The 23,396-nt window shown below is 65.8% G+C and carries 21 protein-coding genes and 1 pseudogene; 14 read left to right on the top strand and 8 right to left on the bottom strand.

The genetic code is table 11. From position 1 onward, the window contains the following. Nucleotides 1-24: 24 nt before the first annotated feature. The gene (locus AC1Z3W_RS26945; RefSeq protein ID WP_057924411.1) at nt 25-978 is read right to left on the bottom strand and encodes a LysR family transcriptional regulator; all 954 of its coding nucleotides are present in this window, start codon (nt 976-978) and stop codon (nt 25-27) included. Nucleotides 979-1,144: 166 nt separating this feature from the next. Between AC1Z3W_RS26945 and AC1Z3W_RS26940 the strand changes: the two genes are divergently transcribed. Together AC1Z3W_RS26940 and AC1Z3W_RS26935 are read left to right on the top strand one after the other, a co-directional pair. Continuing rightward, the gene (locus AC1Z3W_RS26940) at nt 1,145-2,566 is read left to right on the top strand and encodes a M20 family metallopeptidase (protein WP_483508822.1); all 1,422 of its coding nucleotides are present in this window, start codon (nt 1,145-1,147) and stop codon (nt 2,564-2,566) included. 34 nt (nt 2,567-2,600) lie between these two features. Next, on the top strand, nt 2,601-3,887 hold the full coding sequence (locus AC1Z3W_RS26935) for an MFS transporter (RefSeq protein ID WP_057924409.1): 1,287 nt from the start codon (nt 2,601-2,603) through the stop codon (nt 3,885-3,887). An 86-nt stretch (nt 3,888-3,973) separates the two neighbouring features. Here the strand turns inward: AC1Z3W_RS26935 and AC1Z3W_RS26930 are convergent, their stop codons facing one another. Both AC1Z3W_RS26930 and AC1Z3W_RS26925 read right to left on the bottom strand, forming a co-directional pair. Further along, nucleotides 3,974-5,026 carry an NADP(H)-dependent aldo-keto reductase gene (locus AC1Z3W_RS26930; RefSeq protein WP_483508821.1) on the bottom strand — a complete coding sequence of 351 codons (1,053 nt, stop codon included), beginning with the start codon at nt 5,024-5,026 and terminating at the stop codon, nt 3,974-3,976. 197 nt (nt 5,027-5,223) lie between these two features. Continuing rightward, nucleotides 5,224-5,661 carry a PaaI family thioesterase gene (locus tag AC1Z3W_RS26925; RefSeq protein ID WP_006757989.1) on the bottom strand — a complete coding sequence of 146 codons (438 nt, stop codon included), beginning with the start codon at nt 5,659-5,661 and terminating at the stop codon, nt 5,224-5,226. Between the two features lie 169 nt (nt 5,662-5,830). On the opposite strand from AC1Z3W_RS26925, the gene AC1Z3W_RS26920 reads away from it, so the two are divergent. Continuing rightward, the gene (locus AC1Z3W_RS26920; protein WP_057924407.1) at nt 5,831-6,313 is read left to right on the top strand and encodes a winged helix-turn-helix transcriptional regulator; all 483 of its coding nucleotides are present in this window, start codon (nt 5,831-5,833) and stop codon (nt 6,311-6,313) included. Nucleotides 6,314-6,354: 41 nt separating this feature from the next. On the opposite strand, the gene pdxR is transcribed toward AC1Z3W_RS26920, so the two are convergent. Continuing rightward, entirely contained in the window at nt 6,355-7,824 is a 1,470-nt protein-coding gene (gene pdxR, locus AC1Z3W_RS26915) for a MocR-like pyridoxine biosynthesis transcription factor PdxR (protein ID WP_483508819.1), read from the bottom strand. Nucleotides 7,825-7,924: 100 nt separating this feature from the next. Here pdxR and AC1Z3W_RS26910 point away from each other — a divergent pair, with 100 nt between their 5' ends. From AC1Z3W_RS26910 to AC1Z3W_RS26890, 5 genes are read left to right on the top strand one after another with little or no spacing between them, the layout of a single operon-like run. Beyond that, nucleotides 7,925-9,031 (top strand): four-carbon acid sugar kinase family protein, encoded by a 1,107-nt coding sequence (locus AC1Z3W_RS26910; protein WP_483508818.1) that lies wholly within the window; start codon nt 7,925-7,927, stop codon nt 9,029-9,031. Then, on the top strand, nt 9,028-10,053 hold the full coding sequence (pdxA, locus tag AC1Z3W_RS26905; RefSeq protein WP_483508816.1) for a 4-hydroxythreonine-4-phosphate dehydrogenase PdxA: 1,026 nt from the start codon (nt 9,028-9,030) through the stop codon (nt 10,051-10,053). Before AC1Z3W_RS26910 ends, pdxA begins: the two co-directional genes overlap by 4 nt. 1 nt (nt 10,054) lies before the next feature. Further along, nucleotides 10,055-10,735 carry a beta/alpha barrel domain-containing protein gene (locus AC1Z3W_RS26900; protein WP_242431747.1) on the top strand — a complete coding sequence of 227 codons (681 nt, stop codon included), beginning with the start codon at nt 10,055-10,057 and terminating at the stop codon, nt 10,733-10,735. After that, nucleotides 10,732-11,109 carry a cupin domain-containing protein gene (locus AC1Z3W_RS26895; protein ID WP_057924400.1) on the top strand — a complete coding sequence of 126 codons (378 nt, stop codon included), beginning with the start codon at nt 10,732-10,734 and terminating at the stop codon, nt 11,107-11,109. Before AC1Z3W_RS26900 ends, AC1Z3W_RS26895 begins: the two co-directional genes overlap by 4 nt. A 5-nt stretch (nt 11,110-11,114) precedes the next feature. Next, entirely contained in the window at nt 11,115-11,873 is a 759-nt protein-coding gene (locus AC1Z3W_RS26890; RefSeq protein WP_082664567.1) for a cyclase family protein, read from the top strand. Between the two features lie 171 nt (nt 11,874-12,044). On the opposite strand, the gene AC1Z3W_RS26885 is transcribed toward AC1Z3W_RS26890, so the two are convergent. Both AC1Z3W_RS26885 and AC1Z3W_RS26880 read right to left on the bottom strand, forming a co-directional pair. Continuing rightward, complete coding sequence (locus AC1Z3W_RS26885; protein ID WP_483508815.1) at nt 12,045-13,328, bottom strand: allantoate amidohydrolase; 1,284 nt, start codon at nt 13,326-13,328, stop codon at nt 12,045-12,047. Next, nucleotides 13,325-13,978: pseudogene (locus AC1Z3W_RS26880) on the bottom strand (amidohydrolase family protein); the annotation flags it as partial. The pseudogene AC1Z3W_RS26880 and the gene AC1Z3W_RS26885, both read right to left, overlap by 4 nt. Here AC1Z3W_RS26880 and AC1Z3W_RS26875 point away from each other — a divergent pair. The 6 genes from AC1Z3W_RS26875 to AC1Z3W_RS26850 all read left to right on the top strand — a co-directional run bounded on the left by AC1Z3W_RS26875 (nt 13,940) and on the right by AC1Z3W_RS26850 (nt 22,070). Next, a complete protein-coding gene (locus AC1Z3W_RS26875; protein WP_483508814.1) occupies nt 13,940-15,001 on the top strand; it encodes a DUF917 domain-containing protein in 1,062 nt (353 codons plus the stop codon). The pseudogene AC1Z3W_RS26880 and the gene AC1Z3W_RS26875 overlap by 39 nt on opposite strands. Nucleotides 15,002-15,016: 15 nt before the next feature. Then, nucleotides 15,017-16,666 carry a urocanate hydratase gene (locus AC1Z3W_RS26870; protein WP_483508812.1) on the top strand — a complete coding sequence of 550 codons (1,650 nt, stop codon included), beginning with the start codon at nt 15,017-15,019 and terminating at the stop codon, nt 16,664-16,666. Nucleotides 16,667-16,696: 30 nt separating this feature from the next. Next, on the top strand, nt 16,697-18,019 hold the full coding sequence (locus tag AC1Z3W_RS26865; protein WP_185734414.1) for an MFS transporter: 1,323 nt from the start codon (nt 16,697-16,699) through the stop codon (nt 18,017-18,019). Between the two features lie 17 nt (nt 18,020-18,036). Next, nucleotides 18,037-19,671: an HAL/PAL/TAL family ammonia-lyase gene (locus tag AC1Z3W_RS26860; RefSeq protein WP_124833065.1), complete on the top strand. Its 1,635-nt coding sequence runs from the start codon at nt 18,037-18,039 to the stop codon at nt 19,669-19,671. Between the two features lie 161 nt (nt 19,672-19,832). Then, the gene (locus tag AC1Z3W_RS26855) at nt 19,833-20,933 is read left to right on the top strand and encodes a porin (protein ID WP_483508809.1); all 1,101 of its coding nucleotides are present in this window, start codon (nt 19,833-19,835) and stop codon (nt 20,931-20,933) included. A gap of 66 nt (nt 20,934-20,999) precedes the next feature. Next, a complete protein-coding gene (locus tag AC1Z3W_RS26850) occupies nt 21,000-22,070 on the top strand; it encodes a porin (RefSeq protein ID WP_124833066.1) in 1,071 nt (356 codons plus the stop codon). A 308-nt stretch (nt 22,071-22,378) separates the two neighbouring features. On the opposite strand, the gene AC1Z3W_RS26845 is transcribed toward AC1Z3W_RS26850, so the two are convergent. Both AC1Z3W_RS26845 and AC1Z3W_RS26840 read right to left on the bottom strand, forming a co-directional pair. Continuing rightward, nucleotides 22,379-22,642 carry a hypothetical protein gene (locus AC1Z3W_RS26845; RefSeq protein WP_057924390.1) on the bottom strand — a complete coding sequence of 88 codons (264 nt, stop codon included), beginning with the start codon at nt 22,640-22,642 and terminating at the stop codon, nt 22,379-22,381. After that, nucleotides 22,632-23,381 carry a DNA/RNA non-specific endonuclease gene (locus tag AC1Z3W_RS26840; RefSeq protein WP_057924389.1) on the bottom strand — a complete coding sequence of 250 codons (750 nt, stop codon included), beginning with the start codon at nt 23,379-23,381 and terminating at the stop codon, nt 22,632-22,634. The genes AC1Z3W_RS26845 and AC1Z3W_RS26840 overlap by 11 nt, the downstream gene beginning before the upstream one ends. Between the last annotated feature and the right edge of the window lie 15 nt (nt 23,382-23,396).

Here is a 23,396-nt window from a genome sequence, read left to right as displayed (position 1 = left end):
CGGACATGGAAGGCGGATTCGCGATTATCTCACGCCCGGGCGTCTCGGGCTGCGCGCGGCAACCGGCGCAGGCGACGCGGCGCTCATCACATCGATCAGATGGTCGCGAAACGCGCGCACCGACGCGGGCAGATCGCGCCCCGCCATGGTCTGCACCTGGATGCTGCGCTCGCGCAGCTGCGGGTTCGTCACCGGCACGACGACGAAGCCGTCCGCGTCGAAGCGGTCGCGCACCGACAGCAGACCCGTGAACATCACCGCACCGGTACGCTGCGCGTAGCGGTACATCACCGCGGTGTTGTTGCTGGTCAGCTCCGGCTCCAGCATGATCCCGTCGAGCACGCATGCGATGTCGATCAGCTGACGCACCGTCGTGCCGGCCTCGGGCAACACATGCGGGTGCCCGGCGACATCGGCGAGCGACACCGCGTCACGCGCTGCAAGCGGATGGTCGCGCCGCACGAGCGCGAAGACCGGCGCACGCTCCGTGTGTTCGACGCGCACGCCCTGCTCCGGCGCCAGGCTGAACGTCAGCCCGATGTCGGCATCGCCGTCGCGCACGCGCCGCGTGGCCTCCGCCGGCGACACGACCCACACCGAGAACTCGACGCCCGGGTGGCGCGCCTTGAAGCCTGCGAGCGCGCCGGGCAGAAAATCGATCGCGAACCCTTCCGAGCAGGCGATCTTCAGCAGGCTGCCGTGCAGCGCCTCGAGCCCGCCGATTTCCTTCATCACATGCTCGGCCTCCAGCAGACTGCGCTGCGCGAAGCCCAGCAGCCGTTCGCCGGCCTCCGACAGCGCCATCCCGCGCGGCCGACGCTCGAAGAGCGGCGCGCCGAGTTCGCTCTCGAGCTTCGCGATCTGCCGGCTGATTGCCGAGACGGCCACGTGCAGCCGCGCCGATGCGTCGCTGATCGACCCGGTGCGCGCCACTTCGACGAAGTACCGCAGCGCAAGACCATGCAGGAAAGCCGCCATCGTTCTGTCCCCGAGCCCGTCGTCCGAGCCGATTCGCTTTGCCTTTTCGGCAAAGAAATGTTCGAAATTCGATCATTGTGACAAAAAAAACGGCTTTCTAGAATCGATCGCGCTCCCGGTTGAGCGCGCGCCGCGCCCGCCGGAAAACCGACAGAGGAGACACGTCTTGAGCCGTACCGCCGCCATCCAGCACGCGCTGAACCAGTTCGAATCGGGCGCGTTCTTCACAACCCTGAGCCGCCGCGTCGGCCTGCGCACCGAAAGCCAGGACAGCGGCGCGGGCGCCGCGCTGCGCGCGTACCTGACCGACGAGATCGCGCCGGAAGCCGCGCGCCTCGGCTTCACGTCGCGGATTGTCGAAAACCCTGTCGACGGCGGCAGTCCGTTCCTGCTGGCGTCGCGTCACGAGGACGACGCGCTGCCGACCGTCCTGATCTACGGCCACGGTGACGTCGTGCGCGGCTACGACGCGCAATGGCGCGCGCCGCTGTCGCCATGGACGCTGACCGCCGACGGCGATCGCTGGTACGGCCGCGGCAGTGCCGACAACAAGGGCCAGCACACGATCAACCTGGCCGCGCTGGCGAGCGTGCTCGACGCACGCGGCGGCCGGCTCGGCTTCAACGCGAAACTGCTGATCGAGATGGGTGAGGAAACGGGCTCGCCGGGCCTCGACGCACTGTGCCGCCAGGAGCGCGATGCGCTCGCGGCCGACGTGCTGATCGCGTCCGACGGGCCGCGCGTCACCGCGGAACGCCCGACCGTGTTCCTCGGCTCGCGCGGCGCCGTCAACTTCAAGCTGAGCCTGCGCGCACGCGACGGCGGCCACCATTCCGGCAACTGGGGCGGGCTGCTGCGCAACCCGGCGACCGTGCTCGCGAACGCGCTCGCGAGCCTCGTGGATGCGCGCGGCGCGATCCGCGTGGCAGCGCTGCGCCCGCCGCCGATCCCGGCCGCCGTGCGCGCCGCGCTCGCCGACCTGTCCGTCGGCGGCGGCCCCGGCGATCCGGCGCTCGACGCCGACTGGGGCGAGCCCGGCCTCTCCGCCGCCGAGCGCGTGTTCGGCTGGAATACGTTCGAGATCCTGGCCTTCAAGGCCGGCAATCCCGACCATCCGGTCAATGCGATTCCGCCCGTCGCGTATGCGCACTGCCAGCTGCGTTTCGTGGTCGGCACCGACTGGGAAGCGCTGCACGCGCACCTGCGCGCGCATCTCGATACGCACGGCTTCGCCGACATCGAGATCGACGTCGAACGCGGCGCACCGGCGACGCGCCTGCCGCCGGACGATCCATGGGTCCGCTGGGCCGTCGCGTCGCTGGCGCGCACGACCGGCAAGAAGCCCGCGATCCTGCCGAACCTCGGCGGTACGCTGCCGAACGAAGTGTTCGCCGACACACTCGGACTGCCGACGCTGTGGGTGCCGCACTCGTATCCGGCGTGCTCGCAGCACGCGCCCGACGAGCACCTGCTCGCGAGCGTCGTGCGCGAGGGGTTGCAAATGATGGCCGGCCTCTTCTGGGATCTCGGCGACGCCGCGCCGCCCGTTCGCCGCGCGGCACCCGCCGCGGCCGGCGCCGCCCTGTAACGCGCTTCGCCCTTTCTCGGGACCTGCTCACACGATGAATACGACCACCCTGACCTCGCAGGACGCCGCGCGTCCCAGCGCCGCGAAGATCCGGCGCATCATCTTCGCCGCCTCGATCGGCAATGCGCTCGAATGGTTCGACCTGATCGTCTACGGCTTTTTCGCGGTGACGATCGCCAAGCTGTTCTTCCCCGCCACGAGCGAAGCGACGTCGCTGCTGCTCACGCTCGGCACGTTCGGGCTGTCCTACCTGATCCGGCCGATCGGCGGCTTCGTGCTCGGCGCCTACGCGGACCGCGCGGGCCGCAAGGCATCGCTGCTGCTGTCGATCGGGATGATGATGGTCGGCACGCTGCTGATCGCTCTGATGCCGACCTACGCGTCGATTGGCATCCTCGCACCACTCGGGATCATGCTGTCGCGGCTGATGCAGGGCTTTTCCGCCGGCGGCGAATTCGCGAGCTCGACCGCGTTCCTGGTCGAACATGCGCCGCAGCGGCGCGGTTTCATGTCGAGCTGGCAGTTCGCGAGCCAGGGGCTCGCGACGCTGCTCGCATCGGGCTTCGGTGCGCTGCTGACGACGACGCTGAGCACCGCGCAACTCGAAAGCTGGGGCTGGCGCGTGCCGTTCCTGTTCGGCCTCGCGATCGGCCCGGTCGGGCTCTACATCCGCCGCTACGTCGACGAAGGGATCGAGTTCAAGACGCAGGCGCGCTCCGAAGCGCCCGTGCGCGAACTGTTCGCGGACCAGAAGATGCGCGTGCTGCTGTCGATCGGCGTGCTCGTGATCTCGACCGCGATCAACTACATGGTGCTGTACATGCCGACGTATGCGATCAAGCAGCTCGGGCTGCCGGCCTCGACAGGCTTCGCGGCGACGCTTGCGACCGGCTTTGTGCTGACCCTCGTCACGCCGCTCGTCGGCCACCTGTCCGATCGCACCGGGCGGATCCGCGTGATGATGGCGGCCGCCGTGCTGATGCTCGCTACCGTCTGGCCGACGTTCGTGTGGCTCACGCATCACGCATCATTCGCGACGATGCTCGCCGCGCTGATCTGGATCGGCGTGCTGAAGGCGACGTACTGCGGCGCGCTGCCGGCGCTGATGGCCGAGCTGTTCCCGGCGCAGACCCGCGCGACCGGTCTCGCGGTCAGCTACAACACGGGTGTCACGCTGTTCGGCGGCTTCGCGCCGTTCATGATCACGTGGCTGATCAGCGCGACGGGCAACCGTCTGTCGCCGGCACTGTACCTGATGGGCTGCGCGGTGTTGAGTCTCGCGGCACTGCTGGTCGCGCGCTCGCGGCTCGGGATGCGGTAACCGCCGCAAGGAAAGAAGCGCCGGCGCGCCGATGCGCGTCGGACGCGGCCCGTCGCGGCATCCGTGCCGCGCGGGCCGCTCGCCGTTTACGGCGCCGGGTTCGGCTGCAGTTCGTGCAGCGTGTCGATCTCGGCAAGGATCTCGTCGGACAGCTTCACGTCGATGCTGCCGATGTTCTCCTTCAATTGCGCGAGCGACGTCGCGCCGACCAGGTTGCTGCGCACGAACGGCCGGCTATTGACGAACGCGAGCGCAAGCTGCGCGGGCGACAGCCCATGGCGCTTTGCGAGCGCGACATAGCGCGACGTCGCTTCAACCGCCTGCGGCTTGCTGTAACGCTGGAACCGCTCGAACAGCGTGATGCGTGCGCCGGCCGGACGCGCGCCGTTCTCGTACTTGCCGGACAGCCAGCCGAACGCAAGCGGCGAATACGCGAGCAGGCCGACGCCGTCGCGATGCGTGAACTCGGACAGGCCGTTCTCGGACGTGCGGTTCAGCAGGCTGTACGGATTCTGGATGCTCGCGATGCGCGGCAGCCCGAGTTTCTCGGCCGCGCGCAGGAACTGGGCGACGCCCCACGGCGTTTCGTTCGACACGCCGATTGCGCGCACCTTGCCGGCCTTCACGAATTCCGCGAGCACGCCCAGCGTTTCCTCGATCGGCACCGTATACGCATCGTCGACCCACGGATACGCGGGACGGCCGAACGTCGTCGTGCTGCGATCGGGCCAGTGCAGTTGATACAGGTCGACATAGTCGGTCTGCAGGCGCTTGAGGCTGCCATCGAGCGCCTCGGTCAGGTTCTTGCGGTCGAACTGGTTGCCTTCGCCGCGAATGTGGCGCGGATTGTGCGGCTGCCGCGCGGGGCCCGCGATCTTCGTCGCGAGCACGATCCGGCCGCGCTGCGCGCGGTGCTGCGCGAGCCAGGTGCCGATGTACTGCTCTGTGCGGCCCTGGGTTTCGGGCTTCGGCGGCACCGGATACATCTCCGCGGCATCGATCAGCGTGACGCCCTGCCCGAGCGCGTAATCGATCTGCTCGTGGGCGTCGCGCTCCGAATTCTGCTCGCCCCACGTCATCGTGCCGAGACCGATCAGGCTGACCTCGATGCCCGAATCGCCGAGTGTGCGGTATTCCATACTGTTCCTGTCGCGTCAGTGGAAAGCAGAAACGCTATCACATTGAAGCGAACGCTTCAGATGCCCAATGCACATACTTACAGGCAGCCTTCGACGTGTGCGTCGCTCATGCCGGTTGCAGCCACGATGGCCGCCTCCGCGTGCGCGCCGTTCGGATGACGTCGGACGGCCGGGGCGGCACGCCGCCGTCCGCTCCGTTACTGCGGCCGCTGAATGAAGCAGGTCGCCGATGCGTGCGCGACGATCTTGTCATCCGGCGTCTTCAGCGTGCCTTCGGCGACGCCGAGCGAACGCGACAGGTGGATCACGCGCCCTTCCGCGATCAGGTCGACGTCGCGCGGCACGGGACGCAGCATCTTCACGTGCAGGTCGACCGTGCCGTAGCCGACACCCGCGTCGAGCATCGAATGAACCGCGCAGCCCGTGACCGAATCGAGCACCGTCGCGGCGAACCCGCCGTGCACACCACCCAGCGGATTCAGGTGCCGGCCGTCCGCACGCGCCGAAAACTTCACATAGCCGAGCTCGACACCCAGCGGACGCATCGGGATCGTTTCGGAAATCGACGCGAGCGGCACGTCGCCGGCGGCTGCGGCACGCAGCAGATCGAGACCGGAGAGGGAAAGCGGATTCATCGGGTTGTCTCCAGGTTGAAGGCGCGTCGTCGCGCCATTAAGTTCTAAATTGGAACTCATTATCGACAACGGTACCAGCCGTTGTCAACGCGGCCGGGCCCGTTACAACCGAAGGCGGGTTCTATAATCGAACCCGCTATTTCGCTGAACCGACGCAAGAGACTCGACGATGAAATGGGATGACATCGGCACGCTGAACTGTTCGGTCGCGCGCACGCTCGCGGTGCTCGGCGATCGCTGGACCATGCTGATCCTGCGCAACGCCTTTCTCGGCTGCCGCCGCTTCGATGCGTTCCAGACGCAACTGGGCCTCACGCGCCACGTACTGGCCGAGCGGCTCGCGCGCCTCGTCGACGAAGGCGTGCTGGTCAAGCGTGCGTATCAGGAACGCCCGCCGCGCTTCGAATACCGGTTGACGGAAAAAGGCCTCGACCTCTACCCGGCCCTGCTCGCGCTGATGACATGGGGCGACCGCTGGAAGGACGACGGCCAGGGGCCGCCGGTGCAATTGCGCCATCGCACCTGTGGTCAGGTGATGCACGCAGTTTCGGTGTGCTCGGCATGCGGCGAGCCGCTCGATGCGCACGACGTGCAGCCGGAACCCGGGCCCGGGTGGGTCGCACGCGAGGCAACGGGGCCGCTCGGCGCCTGATGCTTGACCCGCATCGCAGCCCGGCCATCTATCGCCACTGCCTATCGGACGTCGGCATCCACCCGTCGCAGGCATTCAGTCAGGTGATCAAGCGATCGTGACAACTCTGACTCGTTCATATGTCCATAACCGAACAGGAGTCCGTCGGCATCGGGCGCCTGTTTCGTGAACGCTCGAACTTCATTGAACACGATGCCGCGCGTGCGCAGGACTGTACGCAGTTCAAGATCAAACGCCCGATTTCGGCCAACGATGACCATATGCAGGCCACCGTGGTCACCGCAGACCGTCACCGATCCGGCATGTTCGGCCAGCCTGCGGCGGATGACATCGCGCATCGCGCCGTAGTGTCGTCGAACGCGGCGGAGGTGCCGATCAAGCTCGCCGGAAACAAGCAACGCTTCGACGATTTTCTGGATCGGCCACGATACATGGACGCGTTCGCGCTCGACATGCGCAGCCAGCGCGGTCGCGACAGCGGGTGGCGCCGCAATGAAGCCGAGTCTCAACGCGGGGCTCACTGCCTTTGCGAATGTGCTTAAAAGGAGCGTACTTTCCTGCGCGGCAGAAAACAGCGGCGGATGTCGAGTCCCTGCGTAATGAAACTCGCAGTCGTATTCGTTTTCAACGATCAGAATCCGATGCTCACGCGCTAGCGCGACAAGCCCTTGGCGACGTGCTCCGGATAAAGGTCCACCGAGCGGATACTGATGCGTGGGCGTAACGTGAACCATGAGCGGAGCGCTGGCACCGACGATACGCTCGACCAGAATCCCTTCTGCGTCGACCGGAACGTAGCGCAACGATGCACCGGCCCGCGCGAACGCCAGTGCCGCGCCGCCGTAACCGGGATCCTCCGTTGCACACAGGTCGCCTTCGTGCAGCAATGCTTGCGCGACGAGTTGAAGCGCGTGGCCGGTTCCTTGTGTAACAACGATCTGATCCGGAGCGACCTGCACCGAGCGCTGCTCGTGGAGCCAGGCAACGATCGCTCTTCGCAAGCCAAGATCACCGCGCGGGTCGCCATACCCCGGCGGCGGCAAATGTCGCCCTGCTTCACGGCAGGCCTTTCGCCACACGTCGACCGGCAATGCACGCACGTTCGCCTGACCCAGCCGCCAGTCGTGCGCAGCGTCCACCGGGACGGCTTCTCGACTTGCCTGCTCTCGCAGGCGGCGCAGCAAGGCCGGCTGGCAATCGTGTCCGATTTCTTCAGCAAGATCGGCTGGAGCTGTCGACGCAATGAAAGTCCCTCGTCGTCCACGCCCCTCGAGCAGCCCACCGGCAATCATTTCGTCATATGCCTCGACGACGCAATTGCGCGCAACGCCCAGTTGCGCAGCCAGGTCGCGCGTCGGAGGCAGCCGCGCTCCGTGCGGTAACGCAGCACTTCCGATCTTTTCTCGCAGTTGCCGCGCTATTTGTCTAAACATCGGCTCGCCCGAGTGCCGGTCGATTTCGAGATTCAGCAGCGTCGGTGACGATTGCCTCGGCGACCGGCTCGCAACCATAAAGACTCCAAAATGGGCATTTTTTGGTTCTTAAAAAACCATCCAAAAATGGAAGAATGAACGAACCAAACGCGATTGCAACCATAGCACAAGGCGGCCCATGCAGATTCGCATCATCACCGATGACTTCACCAGCGCACTTGACGGAACCGCATCCTTTGCCGAGCGGGGTTGGGCTACCGCGGTTCTGACCCGACCGGACAGCACTGCGTGTGCCGCGGTCGTGAGCCTCGACACCGATACCAGAGAGAACCCTTCGGCACGAGACAGCCGCATCGTTGCCGACGCCGCGCAAGCGTGGCGCGACGCCGACGTGCTCGTGCTTCAATTCGATTCAACGCTGCGTGGTCGGGTCGCACTGGATTGCAAAATGGCCCTTGCCGCGTCGGGACGGCGCAAGTTGTTGATTGCGCCCGCTTTCCCTTCGGCAGGACGTACAACTGAAGCTGGCGCGGTATTTGTCCACGGCGTACCGGTCCATGAAACCGAGTTTGGTCGGGACCCGACATTGCCCGTGCGCGAATCCGACGTGTCTGCATTGTTTCGTGCGAGCGGCATCGATCTCGCAGTCGCGCAAGATGCGGAACATGCGCGCGAGCTGCTCGAGGTGTGCGATGCCGTGGTCGTGGACGCCCGCACGGAGACGGAGCTTGACGCGATCGCCGGCCGATTCGCCGGACGACGCGACTTGCTGCTCGCCGGCTCGACCGGCCTGGTACGGGCTCTCGCGAGGGGCTTACCGCGTCCGGGTCCCGACCGCGATGCCGAGTACGAAGCCACCCCGCTTCTGCGGCATCCATCGCTTGTGGTCGGCAGCCTCAATCCGCGCTCCAGGCGCCAGCTCGACGTGGTCCGCTCGCAATCCGGCATTCACGTCCTGGCTACCCGCGATGAGCGATTGCCTGCCCACGAAGCACGGCAAGCGGCATTGCACGACCTGGTCACTCGAGCGGTAAATCTCATCCGCAGCGGCACATGCGACGGTCTCGTCGTGACGGGAGGAGAGACCGCGCGACGCATCGTCGACGCGCTGCCCGCTCTGTCGCTACGCGTATGTCGGGAAATCCTGCCCGGCATACCCCTCGCCGAAGTTCGCACTGCAGACGGCACGTTTCCAATGATCACGAAGGCCGGTGGCTTTGGCGACGATGACGCGCTGCTTGCTTGCATCCATGCATTAACCCTCTCCAATGAAGTTCGACCATGAAACAGAACCTGATCGCAGTAACAATGGGTGACGCCGCCGGAATCGGGCCAGAGATCGTCGTCAAGACGTTCGCGGATGCGGCCTTCATTGCCGACCATCCGTCATTCGCGATTGGCGACGCCGGCGTATTCAGACGAGCAGCCGCGTCGCTCGGCGTCCCACTTGAAATTCGCGAGGTCGAGGCCATGGCGGACGTTTCGCCCCGCCCCGGGTTCCTGGACGTCCTGCGCGTACCGGGTTGTCATCCGCTGCCGCCTGATCTCCCGATCGGCACGGTGACTGTCGAGGCCGGGCAGGCAGCATTCGATGCGATCCGCACCGCGATCGACCTCGCCGTTCAAAACCAGATTGCCGGCATCTGCACCGCGCCTGTCCACAAGGAGGCGCTGGCTGCTGCGCGTGTACCGTACCCCGGTCACACCGAGATGCTCGCAGACCTTTCCCGCACACGCGAATACGCAATGATGCTGGTCAACCCGACGTTGCGCACCATCCTCGTCACCGTTCACTGCTCGATGCGCGACGCGATTGCGAAGCTCTCCGTGGAAAGCGAACTGAAGATCATCCGGCTTGCGTACCGGGCGATGACGGAACTGGGCATCGAGCATCCGCGCGTGGCCGTGGCGGGCCTCAATCCACATGCCGGTGAAGGCGGATTGTTTGGTCGGGAGGATATCGACATCATCGCGCCGGCCATTGCACTGGCCCGGGGCGAAGGCATCGATGCGAGCGGCCCATGGCCTGGCGACACCGTGTTCATGAACGCGCGCCGGGGCCGGTTCGACATCGTGGTCGCCCAGTATCACGACCAGGGCCTGATTCCCGTGAAACTCGCCGGCGTCGAAGACGGCGTGAACATCACCGTCGGCTTGCCATTCGTGCGCACGAGCCCCGACCACGGCACCGCATTCGACATTGCGGGAAAAGGTATTGCGGATCCCGCCAGCCTGAAGGTCGCTCTCCGAACTGCCCACCAATTCGCCCGATCCCGGGTGAGTTCTTCCAATTTCAAAGGAGTCTGACGTGTCCTCCCATTTCATACTGATGCTGACAGAGAACGACGCTACCGTTCCCGATGCGCTGACGGTCTACGACAGCCTGCGCCACAGTCCCGTTCGCTATGTCGGTTTCAAGGATATCGGTCTGCCGGTCGCCTCGCTCAAGCAACTGGCTCAACGTATCCGGGCCGACGGCCGCAAGGTCATGCTCGAAGTTGTCGCGACAAGTCGCGAAAGCGAACTCGAATCGATCCAGGCAGCGCTCGATATCGGCGTCGACTACCTGCTTGGCGGCCGTCATGTCGAGGATGCGCTCTCCATGCTGCAGGGTTCGTCGATTCAATATTTCCCGTTTGCGGGCCGTACGGTCGGACACCCGACGGTACTCGAAGGAACGATGGACGAGATCGTCGAGGATGCGCGGCGCATTGCTGCCATGCCTGGCGTACATGGGCTCGATCTGCTCGCCTACCGCTTCGCAGGCGATGGTGATCCGGCCGAGCTGACACGGCGTGTGACGGAAGCCGTAACGGTTCCGGTCATCGCGGCCGGCAGCATCGACGGCGAGGTGCGCGTCAAGGCCATGATCGATGCCAAAACGTGGGGGTTCACGGTCGGCAGTGCATTGTTTCAGGGTACGTTCGTCAAGCGCCTGCTTCCGGCGCAGATCGATACCATTTTCAAGATTGAAGGGGTGACGGCATGAATCTCAACAAGGTCAACGTCGCAGCGGCATTCTCCGCCGTGAGCGAATACTGGTCGCCCAAGATCGGCGGCGACATTAACGATTCGCAGATCAAGTTCGCCAAGTTCAGCGGCACGTTCAACTGGCATCACCATGACAACGAGGACGAACTGTTCTTTGTCGTAAAAGGAAAATTGCGGATGAAACTGCATCCGGAAAATGGCGGAGACATCGTCGTCGAGGAAGGCGAATACCTGATCGTTCCCAAGGGAATCGAGCACTGTCCGGAAGCCATCACCGACGAAGTCCACTGCCTGCTGCTCGAGCCGAAAACGACGATCAACACGGGCAACATCGTCAACGAACGGACTCGCACGAACCTCGGTCGGATCTGACATCGATGGCTTTCGACCTGTGGGCACTCGCACGGCAGCTCCGCGAGTGCCGGTTCGTGGATCTGACGCATGCGTTTGATGCGTCGATCCCTCATTCGGCGTTCTTCGAGGCGGAGGAGCGAATCGTGCTGTACGACCACGCTCCCGCACGAGGGACATCGGGCCAAGGATTTCTCGCGCACCGTTACAGCCTGGTCGGCCAGTGGGGAACGCACGTCGATCCCGGCGCACATTTTGTTGCCGGCAAGCGCTTTCTCGACGAGATACCGGTGAGCGAAATGGTACTTCCGCTCGTTGTCGTCGATATTCGCGAGCAAGTCGCCGGCAACCCCGACTATTGCCTGACGGTGCGCGACTTGCACGATTGGGAAATGCGTCATGGACGTATTCCATGCGGCGCGTTCGTTGCGAAACGAAGCGGCTGGTCGGCACGCTGGCCCGATCACGCAAGAATGATGAACCGCGATAAAGACGGCATTGCGCACTTCCCTGGCTGGACACTCGACGCACTTCGCTTCATCTTCGAGGAGCGACGTGCGACTGCGTGCGGGCACGAAACGCTCGACACCGACGGTGGCCTGGCTATCAGTCGAGGCGATGGGTCGCTCGAACGCTACGTCCTCGCACAAGACCGCTGGCAGATCGAACTGTTGACGAATCTTGACGAGGTATCGGAATCAGGTGCGTTGGTCATCGCAACGTGGCCTAAACCAAAGGGAGGGTCGGGATTTCCCGCGCGCGTCTTTGCGATCACACCGGCGTGACGTGGTCCCTCTAACCATCCACCGCCACTGACCCTTTGCCAGAGAGGGGCTCGGCTACCTGCCCCCTCCCTGGCCCGGGTATGCAAGCCGTGCGCGGCGCTCCCCGGCGCGTCAACCTCCCTGCGCCGATATCACCCCGTGCTTCGCGCCCGACGGGCGCGAAGCACACGCTCATTTCCGACTTTCCTCGCGTACGGCAAGCGCGCTGTCCAGTTGCATCAGCGCTTGATATAGCACGCGCGTGCCGTCGAGAAACTGCTGAGGCTCGATCCACTCTTCCGGGCAATGACTGCGGCCGCCCAGACACGGAATGAAGATCATCCCGATCGGCCCGGTCGGCGCGACATACACGGCGTCGTGTCCCGCGCCGCTCGGCAGCCGCATGCTCGGATAGCCGAGCTGCGTGGCCGCCTGCTCGACCGCGTCCATCACGAGCGGCTGGCAATCGGTCGGCCGCGCACGGCTCACGTGCTCGGCGCGCGCGCTCAATCGCAATCCCTCGAGCCGCGCGGCCGCACCGGCCAGCAGCGCCTCGGGGAAATCGTCGAGCACCGCGTCGCTGTCGCTGCGCACTTCCAGCATCAGTTCAACCTGCCCCGGCACCGCGTTCGGCACGTTCGGCGTCATCGCGATCCGCCCGATCGTCGCCACGACGTAGTGCGGGTTGCCCGACAGGGCCGACGCGCGCGCATGCGCGGCCTCGATCAGATGCGCGGCGCCGACGAGCGCGTCGCGACGGATGTCCATCGGCGTCGTGCCCGCATGGTCGGGCTGCCCCGTCACGGTGATCAGCACGCGCCGGATGCCGACGATGTTGGTCACGACGCCGATCGGCAAGCCGCGCGTCTCGAGCACGGGGCCTTGTTCGATATGCAGTTCGACGAACGCGGCGGTGCTGCCCGGCGCGCGCAGCGGTTCGCGCAGCGCATCCGGATTGCCGCCGATGCGGCGCAGCGCTTCGGCGAGCGTTTCGCCTTCGGCATTGGTCGCGCGCAGCATGCCGGCATCGAGCACGCCCGACAGTGCGCGGCTGCCGACGCACGAAATGCCGTAGTCGCTCGGTTCTTCGGACAGGAAGTCGATTACCTCGAGCGGATGGTCGAGCACGATTCCCTGTTCGTTCAGCGTATGCGCGACCTCGATGCCGGCAAGCACGCCGATGATGCCGTCGAAGCGGCCGCCACCGACCACCGTGTCGCAATGCGACCCCGTGACGAGCGGTTTCGTGCAACGGCCGCTGCCTTCACGGCGGCCGATCAGGTTGCCGCCCGCGTCCATCGAGACCGAGAGGCCGGCCTCGGCAAACTGCGCGGCGAGCCATGCGCGCGCCTCCGTGAACAGCGGCGAGAACGCGCGGCGTGTCCACGGGACATCGGGCCGCGTAAAGCGCGCCAGTTGCTCGACACGCGCGTTCAGGCGCGCGGCGTTCAGGGGAGGAAATACCGTCGGATTCATGCTTGCTCCGGTTGTGTCTTGATCGATTGGCTGCCGTGCGGCTTCAGGAAGCGGCCCGAGCCTGCCGGATTGACAATGCGTGCGCCGTCGTACACGAGCGCGCCGCGACAGTAGGTGGCGGCGATCCGCACGGTGAATTCCATGCCTTCGAACGCGCTCCACTGCACAGCCGACAGGCTGCGCGACGGATCGAACGCGTAGCGTTCCGGCGTCAGGATCACGAAATCCGCATCGGCGCCGACATCGAGCGAACCTTTGCGATCGTCGAGCAGGAAGTGCCGCGCCGGGTTCGTCGCCAGCAGTTCCGCGATGCGCGTCGGCGCGACGCCATGCTGCTCGCAGCCGGTCCAGAACGCGGGCAGCAGCGTTTCAAGCCCCGGGCCGCCCGACGCATTGCGGAACACGTTGGGGTCGCCCTTGCGTTCGAGCCCCCAGCTCACGTGATCCGACGACACGAACGTGCATTCGCCGCGCGCGATGTGCGTCCATAGCAGTTCCTGCTCCGCGCGCGGCCGGATCGGCGGGTAGTGCTTCGTCTTCGCGCCGAACCGCTTCGTATGCGTTTCGTGGTCGAGCATCAGGTACTGCACGCAGGTCTCGATGCTCGCACGATGGCCGGCCTGCCGGAACATGTTGCACAGCGCGAAGCCGCCGGCGGCTGGGCCGACCACGGCCGTGAACTCGGCACGCTCGCGGTCACGATCGGCCGCCCCGAACTGGTCACCATCGACGAGTTGCCGGACGACGCGTGGATCGCCACGGCCGCCGCGATCGGCGCGCCGGGCGGCCTCACCGACTGGCAAATGCTCGGCGCCGACTATGTAAAGGCTGCGCAGCTCGTGCAGGACGCGCTCGGCGCGCCGCTCGCGGGGCTCATCATCGGGCAGAACGGGATGTCGAGCACGCTGAACGCATGGCTGCCGTCCGCGCTGCTCGGCACCAAGGTGGTCGACGCGGTGGGCGACATCCGCGCGCACCCGACCGGCGACATGGGCTCGCTCGGCCTCGCGTCGAGCACCGCGCCGATGATCCAGGCGGCTGCCGGCGGCAACCGCGAACGGCATGCATACATGGAAGTGGTCGTGCGCGGCGCGACCGCGAAGGTGTCGCCGGTGCTGCGCAAGGCGGCCGACATGGCCGGCGGCTTCATCGCGAGCTGCCGCAACCCGATTCGCGCATCGTACGTGCGCCAGCATGCGGCGCTCGGCGGCATCAGCCGCGCACTCGCGCTCGGCGAAGCGATCATCGACGCCGAACGGCGCGGCGGCAGCGCGGTGATCGATGCGATCTGCGCGACCACGCATGGCGAGATCATCGCGAGCGGCAAGGTCGAGCGCAACACGCTCGAATACACGCGCGACGCATTCGACGTCGGCCTCGTCCATCTTGGCAGCGGCACGCAGCGCGCGGTCATTCATGTGATGAACGAACACATGGCGGTCGACGACGCGCACGGCGCCCGGATCGCAACCTACCCCGACGTGATCACGACGCTCGATGCCGAAGGCCGCCCGGTCAGCGCGGGCCAGTTGAAGGAAGGGATGGAAATCCACGTGCTGCGGGTGGCGAAGGCGCACATTCCGCTGTCGTCGTCGGTGTTCGACGCGGCTGTGTACCCGCCGGTCGAAGCCGCGCTCGGCATCTCGATCGCCGACTATGCGCTCGCGCGCTGAACGGGAGGCACGACGATGAATCAGACGACCCGACCCTTCGAAGTCACGTCCGGCAGCACGCTGCGTTGCAAGGGCTGGCGCCAGGAAGCGCTGCTGCGGCTGCTCGAGAACGTGCTCGCCGTCGGCGAGGACCCCGATCAACTGATCGTCTACGCGGCGCTCGGCCGCGCGGCGCGCGACTGGCCGTCGCACGACGCGATCGTGCGCACGCTGAAGACGATGGACGATGACCACACGCTCGTCGTGCAGTCGGGCAAGCCCGTCGCGCTGCTGCGCACGCATGCGAGCGCGCCGCTCGTCGTGATGGCGAACTGCAATCTGATCGGCCAGTGGGCGAAGGCCGAACACTTCTACGAACTGGAGCGGCGCAACCTGATCTGCTGGGGCGGTCTCACGGCCGGCGACTGGCAGTACATCGGCTCGCAAGGCGTGATCCAGGGCACCTACGAAATCTTTTCGCGAATCGCCGAGCGCCATTTCGACAACGACCTGCGCGGGCGCTTCATCCTCACGGCCGGCCTCGGCGGGATGGGCGGCGCGCAGCCGCTCGCGGGACGGATGGCCAACGCCGCAACGCTCGTTGTCGAGATCGACCAGACACGCATCGACAAGCGGCTGCAGATCGGCTTTCTCGAACGACAGGCGCGCGATCTCGACGAGGCGCTCGCGCTGATCGCCGACGCGCAGGCGCGGCGCGAACCGATCTCGGTCGGCCTGCTCGGCAACGCGGCCGACGTGTTCCCGGCGATTCTTGCGCGCGGCGTCGTGCCCGACATCGTCACCGACCAGACGGCCGCGCACGATCTCGTGTACGGCTACGTGCCGTCAGGCTATACGCTCGACGACGTGCGCGCGCTGCGCGACAGCGACCGCACGACGCTGATGGATGCGAGCCGCGCGTCGATCGTGCGGCACGTCGAGGCAATGCTGGGATTCAAGGATCGCGGCGCGATCGTGTTCGACAACGGCAATCTGATCCGCACGCATGCAAAGGACGGCGGCGTGACGCGCGCGTTCGAGATCCCGGTATTTACCGAAGCGTTCCTGCGCCCGCTGTTCTGCCGCGCGATCGGCCCGTTCCGCTGGATCGCGCTGTCGAACGATCCGAACGACATCCGCCTCATCGACGACTACCTGCTCGAACACTTCCCCGACAACCGGATCGTCACGAACTGGATTCAACGCGCACGCGAATGCGTGCCGTTCGAAGGGCTGCCGGCGCGCATCGCGTGGCTCGGCCACGGCGAGCGCACGCGGCTCGCGCTCGCCGTCAACGCGATGGTGCGCGACGGCGTGCTGGCCGGGCCGGTCGCGTTCACGCGCGACCACCTCGACGCCGGCGCGATGGCGCACCCGAACATCATGACCGAGAACCTGCGCGACGGCTCCGACGCAGTGGCCGACTGGCCGCTGCTGAACGCGATGATGAACTGCTCGTCGATGGCCGATCTCGTCGCGATCCATTCGGGCGGCGGCGGCTACAGCGGCTACATGACGAGCGCGGGTGTCACCGTCGTAGCCGATGGCAGCGCGGCGGCGAACGAGCGGCTCACGCTGTCGATGACCAACGACACCGCGCTCGGCGTGATCCGCTATGCGGACGCCGGCTACGAAGAAGCGCTCGACGAAGCGGAACGCAAGCAGATTCCGCATATCCGGCTGTAAGGCCGCCCCGCACGACGACAGGAGATCGAAGTGAAACAAACCGCGGTTCCCCTCGACACGGCCGACGCCGTGTCACCTCCCGCATCGAGTGCCGGGCGCGCGATCGCCGCGGCCTCGATCGGCAACGCGCTGGAGTGGTACGACTTTTCCGTCTACGCCTTCTTTGCCGTGTACATCGCGCAGAACTTCTTCCATCGCGGCGACACGGGCACGGAACTGGTCGAGGCGTTCATGGCGTTCGGAATCGGCTTCATCGCACGGCCGCTCGGCGCGCTCGCGATCGGCGTGTACGGCGATCGCGCGGGCCGCAAGGCCGCGCTGACGCTGACCATTCTCGTGATGGCAGCCGGCACCGGCATCATCGCGTTCGCGCCGCCGTTCACTGCGATCGGCATCGGCGCGCCGCTGCTGATCCTGTGCGGCCGCCTGCTGCAGGGCTTCTCGGCCGGCGGCGAAGTGGGCGGCGCCGCGGCGTTCCTGATCGAGCACGCGCCGGCTGACCGCAAGGGCCGCTACGCATCGTGGCTGCAGGCAAGCATGGCGGCGTCGAACATCCTCGGCGCGCTGGTTGCCACCGCCGTAACGCTCACGCTGTCGCGCGAACAGATCGGCGACTGGGGCTGGCGGATTCCGTTCATCCTCGGTCTCGCGATCGCGCCGGTCGGCCTGTGGCTGCGCAAGACGCTCGATGAAACACCGCATTTCCGCGCGGAAATGGCACGTGCCGCGCACGCGCCGGCCGAGCACAAGACACCGTTGCTGCGGGTCGTGCGCGACTATCCGCGCGCGCTCGTCGTCGGCACCGGGTTCTCGGTGCTATGGGCCGTATGCGTGTATGCGCTGGTGATCTACATGCCGACGCACGTGCAGCGCGCGCTGCATTTCGACGGGCGCGACGCATTCATCGCGTCGCTGGTCGGCAACTGCCTGATGGCCGTCACTTGCGTGTGCGCAGGCAGTTGGTCGGATCGCTTCGGCCGGCGCACGGTGCTCACGGCAGGCGCCCTGCTGATGCTCGTGTCCGTGTATCCGCTGCTGCACTGGCTCGCCGATGCGCACACGCTCGCCGCGCTGATCACGGTGCAGAGCGCGTTCTGCGTGATGGTCGCGATCTTCACGGGCGTCGCGCCCGCCGCGCTGTCGGAGCTGTTTCCCACCAGCGTGCGCGCGACCGGCATGTCGCTGTCCTACAACATCGCCACGACGATCTTCGGCGGCTTCGCGCCGGCGATCCTCGCGTGGCTCACGCAACGGTCCGGCAACCCGTTCGCGCCAGCCTGGTATGTGATGGTCGCAAGCGCCATCGCGCTTGCATCGATCGCCGCGCTGTCTTCCACACCACGTCACGCCTGAAACCGGAGAACTGCTTCATGCCACGCTTCCTCATGCGGAGCGCGATCGCGCTCGCGCTTTTCGCCGCCGTCCCGGCCTTTGCGGACGTCACGCTCGACGGTCGGTCCGTCACGCCCGAATCGATCGCGCGCATCGCCGACGGCGAAGCCGTGTCGATCGCGCCGGCCGCCCGCCAGCGCGTCGTCGCCGCGCACGACGTACTGCTGAAGGCCGCCGCGGCCGGCCAGCAGATCTACGGGCTCACGGTCGGTGTCGGCCTCAACAAGGACCGCGAGATGGTCGATGCGCACGGCAAGCTGTCGCAGGAGGTCATCGACGCGTCGACGCGCTTCAACATCGGGTTGATCCACGCGCATTCCGGCAGCGTCGGCCCGGACATGAGCGTGCGCGTGGCGCGCGCCGCGATGGCTGCGCGCCTGAACGCGATGCTCGACGGCGGCGCCGGCGTGCAGCCGGCGATCGTCGACGCGTACGCGCAATTCCTCAATCGCGGCGTCACGCCGGCCATGCCGTCGGACGGCTCGATCGGCGAAGCCGACATCACGATCCTGAGCCACGTTGGCCTCGCGATGCTCGGCGAAGGCGACGTGTACTACCAGGGCCGCAAGGTCGCGGCCGCCAATGCGCTGAAATCGGCAGGCATCGCGACGATCCGTCCGTACGGCAAGGACGCGCTCGCGATCCTCAGTTCCAACGCGTACTCGGCCGGCATGGGCGCGCTGGCGCTCACCGACATGGCGCGTCTCGCGCAGGTGTCGAAGGTCGTGTTCGCGCTGAGCCTGCAGGGTCTGAACGGCAACGTGTCGCCGTTCCGCGAGGACACGCTCGCGCTGCGGCCGTTCCCGGCCACGCTGCGGGCCGGTGCAACGCTGCGCACACTGCTCGCGGGCAGCAGCCTGTGGAACCGCGATCCGGACCGGCCGCTGCAGGATCCGCTCAGCTTCCGCTCCGGCGTCTATCTGCTCGGCGAAGAGGATCGCACCTACGACGAAGCGCGTGCGCTGCTGCAGGTGCAGCTCAATTCGAGCGACGACAATCCGGGCGTCGCGGTCGGTGTCACGCCGAAGTCGAGCCGCGCGCAGGATACGGCCGGCTATGTCAACGGCGGCGGCGCGGTGCTGCCGAGCGCGAACTTCGAGCCGCTGCCGTGGGTGCTCGCGTTCGAGCAGCTCGGGCTCGCGCTCGGCCACAACGCGCTCGCGTCCGCGCAGCGCATCGTCAAGCTGAACGACCCGCACCTCACCGGCCTTTCGCGCTTCCTCGGCACCGAGGAAACCGTGCATGCGTTCGGCGCGATGGAGAAGCCGCCGACCGCGCTTGCAATGACGGTGAAGTCGCTCGCCATGCCCGTGTCGCTCGACTACCTGCCGGTTGCCGGCGGCATCGAGGACGTCGCGACGAACGCACCCGAAGTCGTGCAGCGCGTGCAGAAGCAGATCGACGCGAGCTACACGCTGCTCGGCCTCGAACTGATCGAGGCGTCGCAGGCGATCGACCTGCGCCAGCGCAAGCAGCCGTCGTTCGCGCTCGCGCCGGCCACGCAGCCGCTGTATCGAGCGTTGCGCACGAAGGTCGCGTTCCTCGAGCGCGACCGCCCGCTCACGCCCGACTTCCGGGCCGCCGATGCGCTGCTGCACGCATATCGAAACTGAGCGGCGCACCACCCTTCCTTCGTTTCACCTGTTAGCTGCCACACCCGCCGCCGCGATCGTCTTCCGATCGCGGTGCGGAGCACGCACGTCCGATCGCTTTACACGCGGCCGGATCGAACCATCGTTCACCGTCTTTCAACCACCCGCACTGAACCCTCATCATGAAAAAAATCCTGTTCGCGCTACCGCTTGCCGCGGCAGCTACCGCCCACGCGCAAAGCAGCGTCACGCTGTACGGCATCGTCGAAGACGGCGTCGACTACGTCTCGAACGTGCAGGGCAAACATCTCGTGCAGCTCGCGTCGGGCGTGACGGCCGGCAGCCGCTGGGGCGTGCGCGGCACCGAGGATCTCGGCGGCGGCCTGAGCGCGATCTTCCGGCTCGAAAGCGGTTTCGATCTCAACTCCGGTCGCCTCGGCAGCGGCCTCGCGTTCTCGCGCAACGCGTATGTCGGTCTGAACGACACGAAGCTCGGCTCGCTCACGCTCGGCCGCCAGTGGGATTCGATCGTCGACTACGTCGAGCCGTTCACGCTGAACGGCAACATCGGCGGCTACTACTTTGCGCACCCGAACGACATGGACAACACCGACAACGGTTTCCCGATCTCGAACGCGGTCAAATACCGCAGCCCCACGATCGCGGGCGTCACGTTCGGCGGCCTCTATGCGTTCGGCGGGCAGCCGGGCCGCTTCTCCGACAACGCGACGTTCAGCGTCGGCGCGAGCTACGCGGCGGGCCCGGTCGGCTTCGGCATCGGCTATTTGCGGATCAACAACCCGGGCGTGTCGACGCAGGGCTACCAGAACTATCCGGGCTTCACGAATGCGATCTACGGCAACTATCTCGATGCGGCACGTGCGCAGAAGGTGTTCGGCGTCGGCGCGTCGTACCAGGTCGTGCAGTGGCTCAAGCTGCTGGCCGACTTCACGAACACGAACTTCCGGCAGGGCAGCGCCGGGCACGACGCGACGTTCCAGAACTACGAGCTGTCGACGCTCGTCACGCCGACACCGGCCGTGACGATCGGCGCCGGATATACGTACACGACAGGCCGCGACCACGCGACGAACGCGGAGCCGAAGTATCACCAGTTCAACCTGAGCGTCGAATACGCGCTGTCCAAGCGCACGAGCGTCTATGCGATGTGTGCGTTCCAGAAGGCGGCCGGCGACGCACCGGTCGCGCAAATCGCGGGCTTCAATCCGTCCGGCAACCAGAAGCAGGCCGTCGGGCGCGCGGGCATCCGCCACGTGTTCTGACGTTCCGTTCGACGGGTGCCGTCGCGCCCTCGTCCGCCTTTCGTTCCTTCACACGAATCGATCAGTATGCCTACTCAATCAATCCGGAATGCCGGCCAACGTCGCCGGTTGCTGTCAACCCTCGGCGCATCGCTGCTCGCCTGCGCGATCGCCGACGACGCCACGGCCCAGTCGTCCGTCTCGCTGTACGGGCTGGCCGACGTCTATGTGGGCGCGCAGAAGAGTCTCGGCAAGCCGCGCGCGTATGCGATGAATTCGGGTGGCTTCACGACGAGCTTCTGGGGCATCGGCGGCCGCGAGGATCTCGGCGGCGGCTACGCACTGCAGTTCGCGCTCGAAGCGTTCATGCGCCCGTCGAACGGCGGCGCCGGCCGCTTCGGCGGCGATACGTTCTTCGGGCGCAATGCGTATGTCGGCGTCGCGACGCCGTATGGCGTACTGCGCGCGGGACGCAATACGACACCGTATTACATCTCCGCCGTTCGCTTCAATCCGTTCTCGACGTCGTTCGGCTTTTCGCCGGCGCTGAACCAGATGTACAAGGGTGTGTCGGGGCAAGGGCTCGTCGGCGACAACGGCTGGAGCAACTCGGTGCTGGTTTCGACACCCGGCGAGCACGCGCTGCAGGCGAGCCTGATCTATGCGAGCGGCAACGAAGCGGGCCACACGGGCGCGAACCAATGGGGCGGCAGCGTCACCTACGACCGGCACGGTGCGTTCAGCGCGACGCTCGCGTTCCAGCAGGCGAAATACGACCGGACACCGGGCGACCTGAATGCTTCCATCGCCGGATTCACGCAGCAGGATGCCGTGCTGGCAGGCATCGGCTATGACCTGAAGGTCGTGAAGTTCACCGCGTTCTACCAGTACGTGCACGACGCAATCGACAGCGGCGGGCTCGGCACGCACAGCGGACAGGTGGGCGCGGCGGTGCCGCTCGGCTTCGGCACGCTGCTCGCGTCGGTCATGGCCGCGAAAAGCCACGGGCGCGACCGCCCGTCGAGAACGACCTGGGCGCTCGGTTATGACTACCGCCTGTCCAAACGGACCGACATCTACGTAGCCTACATGCACGATCGCGCGAGCGGCTACGGACATGGCGATTCGGCGGGGCTCGGGTTGCGAAGCGCGTTCTGAGTATCAAAGCCAGGTTGTCATCGATCGCCGCCCGCTCTTCGCACGGCCGAATCACCGAGCCTACCGATCCATGTCGGAAAAGCTCGAACACGTACGTACACGCGGTGAGCAGGTGGAAGATTTGCCGGGCCGGCTGGCGTAGGCCACAATCATTTCAACTCGAATTACCGCGGCATAGCCTGGCACGAAATGGTGATGGCGCGTCAAGTCCCGCGCCCACCACTGTCGCCGACGCCTTGCATAAAGCCCCGCCGATGGCACCTGGCGCAAATCCTTCCCTCAAAGTCGAACGATTACCATTCGGCGCGTCACGCGAACGGGTTTTTGACCTTGCCGGTTGGCTTAAGAGGCTCCTTCGCGACGTGCTCGGGAAGCGAAGGATCCTGCTGAAGTACGTCGACAATACTTGCGATCGCCTGCTGTAGCGCAAGCGCCGCTGCCAGGCCGGCTTTGTCACGCGTCACTTCCAACGTTCCCGACAACACGATGCACTCCGGATCGTTTGTGACGGTGAAGTCGTCGCCATGAATATTCAGCATGGCAGAGTCATCTGCAAACGCCTTAAACTCCATTTAAGCCTCCTATACGGGTATCTTTCAGCGCTTCCGGAATGCCGGGGAACCGCAATCCGCTTTGCGCCTCGAGTTCGTGCACCGTTGCGATGTCGTAGTGATTGGTTGCCGAATTGTTCACCACGATAGCAAATGCGAGACGCTTCTCGGGAACATAGACTACCTTGAAAATTTGAGTAGGAACGATCACGCCCGACTCCCCGATCGTCTGCAGTTCCCCACCCTTGAACATCGGGCCGGTGACGACGTACGTGTCGGCGGCGCTCATGCCAATGCGACGAACGGCGCCCTCGATGCGCGCCCATAAGCGACGATTGTTTGTCGGGTTCTGCGGCACCATGTTTGCAAGCGAAAACGAATCGGCCATCGCCTGGTCGTTCCAGCGATCACCCGCCGGACTCATGTGTCCTCGATCAAATCCGCTCTTGCGATAATCGGAAAGCCGAGCGCCCTCGCCTGCAGGCAGGCGACGTTCTTCGAAGAAGCGATTGGTTCGCACCTCGCTCTTTGCGGCCGTCAAGTGAGCGCGGGTCAGGTGCTCTGCAGACCACAATGGGCCATGTGTGATTCCCGAATGCAGTATTTCGAAATCGGAATAGCAAAGCAGATGCGCTTTCGAGGCCATCTTGGCGTTGACCAGGACGGGATGCTCTCCTCGTGGGCTGAACTGGGAACAGTCGTCGGATGCGAATGCATGCGTGGCTAGTGCCAGCAGCACGCCTGCGAAATATTTCCGCATGGAATATGCATGGAG

The sequence above is a fragment of the Burkholderia sp. 10_S31 genome, from assembly GCF_056930375.1.
This window is presented reverse-complemented; position numbering and strand designations above follow the sequence as displayed.

Excerpts from the sequence above, each read along its gene's own strand:
- AC1Z3W_RS26855 (WP_483508809.1), top strand. The coding sequence starts at position 19,833 with ATGAAAAAAATCCTGTTCGCGCTACCGCTTGCCGCGGCAGCTACCGCC.
- AC1Z3W_RS26845 (WP_057924390.1), bottom strand. The coding sequence starts at position 22,642 with ATGGAGTTTAAGGCGTTTGCAGATGACTCTGCCATGCTGAATATTCAT.
- AC1Z3W_RS26870 (WP_483508812.1), top strand. The coding sequence starts at position 15,017 with ATGAATCAGACGACCCGACCCTTCGAAGTCACGTCCGGCAGCACGCTG.
- AC1Z3W_RS26935 (WP_057924409.1), top strand. The coding sequence starts at position 2,601 with ATGAATACGACCACCCTGACCTCGCAGGACGCCGCGCGTCCCAGCGCC.
- pdxR (WP_483508819.1), bottom strand. The coding sequence starts at position 7,824 with ATGGTTGCGAGCCGGTCGCCGAGGCAATCGTCACCGACGCTGCTGAAT.
- AC1Z3W_RS26875 (WP_483508814.1), top strand. The coding sequence starts at position 13,940 with ATGGCCGGCCTGCCGGAACATGTTGCACAGCGCGAAGCCGCCGGCGGC.
- AC1Z3W_RS26910 (WP_483508818.1), top strand. The coding sequence starts at position 7,925 with ATGCAGATTCGCATCATCACCGATGACTTCACCAGCGCACTTGACGGA.
- AC1Z3W_RS26925 (WP_006757989.1), bottom strand. The coding sequence starts at position 5,661 with ATGAATCCGCTTTCCCTCTCCGGTCTCGATCTGCTGCGTGCCGCAGCC.
- AC1Z3W_RS26840 (WP_057924389.1), bottom strand. The coding sequence starts at position 23,381 with ATGCGGAAATATTTCGCAGGCGTGCTGCTGGCACTAGCCACGCATGCA.
- AC1Z3W_RS26930 (WP_483508821.1), bottom strand. The coding sequence starts at position 5,026 with ATGGAATACCGCACACTCGGCGATTCGGGCATCGAGGTCAGCCTGATC.
- AC1Z3W_RS26860 (WP_124833065.1), top strand. The coding sequence starts at position 18,037 with ATGCCACGCTTCCTCATGCGGAGCGCGATCGCGCTCGCGCTTTTCGCC.
- AC1Z3W_RS26850 (WP_124833066.1), top strand. The coding sequence starts at position 21,000 with ATGCCTACTCAATCAATCCGGAATGCCGGCCAACGTCGCCGGTTGCTG.
- AC1Z3W_RS26920 (WP_057924407.1), top strand. The coding sequence starts at position 5,831 with ATGAAATGGGATGACATCGGCACGCTGAACTGTTCGGTCGCGCGCACG.
- AC1Z3W_RS26885 (WP_483508815.1), bottom strand. The coding sequence starts at position 13,328 with ATGAATCCGACGGTATTTCCTCCCCTGAACGCCGCGCGCCTGAACGCG.
- pdxA (WP_483508816.1), top strand. The coding sequence starts at position 9,028 with ATGAAACAGAACCTGATCGCAGTAACAATGGGTGACGCCGCCGGAATC.
- AC1Z3W_RS26945 (WP_057924411.1), bottom strand. The coding sequence starts at position 978 with ATGGCGGCTTTCCTGCATGGTCTTGCGCTGCGGTACTTCGTCGAAGTG.
- AC1Z3W_RS26895 (WP_057924400.1), top strand. The coding sequence starts at position 10,732 with ATGAATCTCAACAAGGTCAACGTCGCAGCGGCATTCTCCGCCGTGAGC.
- AC1Z3W_RS26890 (WP_082664567.1), top strand. The coding sequence starts at position 11,115 with ATGGCTTTCGACCTGTGGGCACTCGCACGGCAGCTCCGCGAGTGCCGG.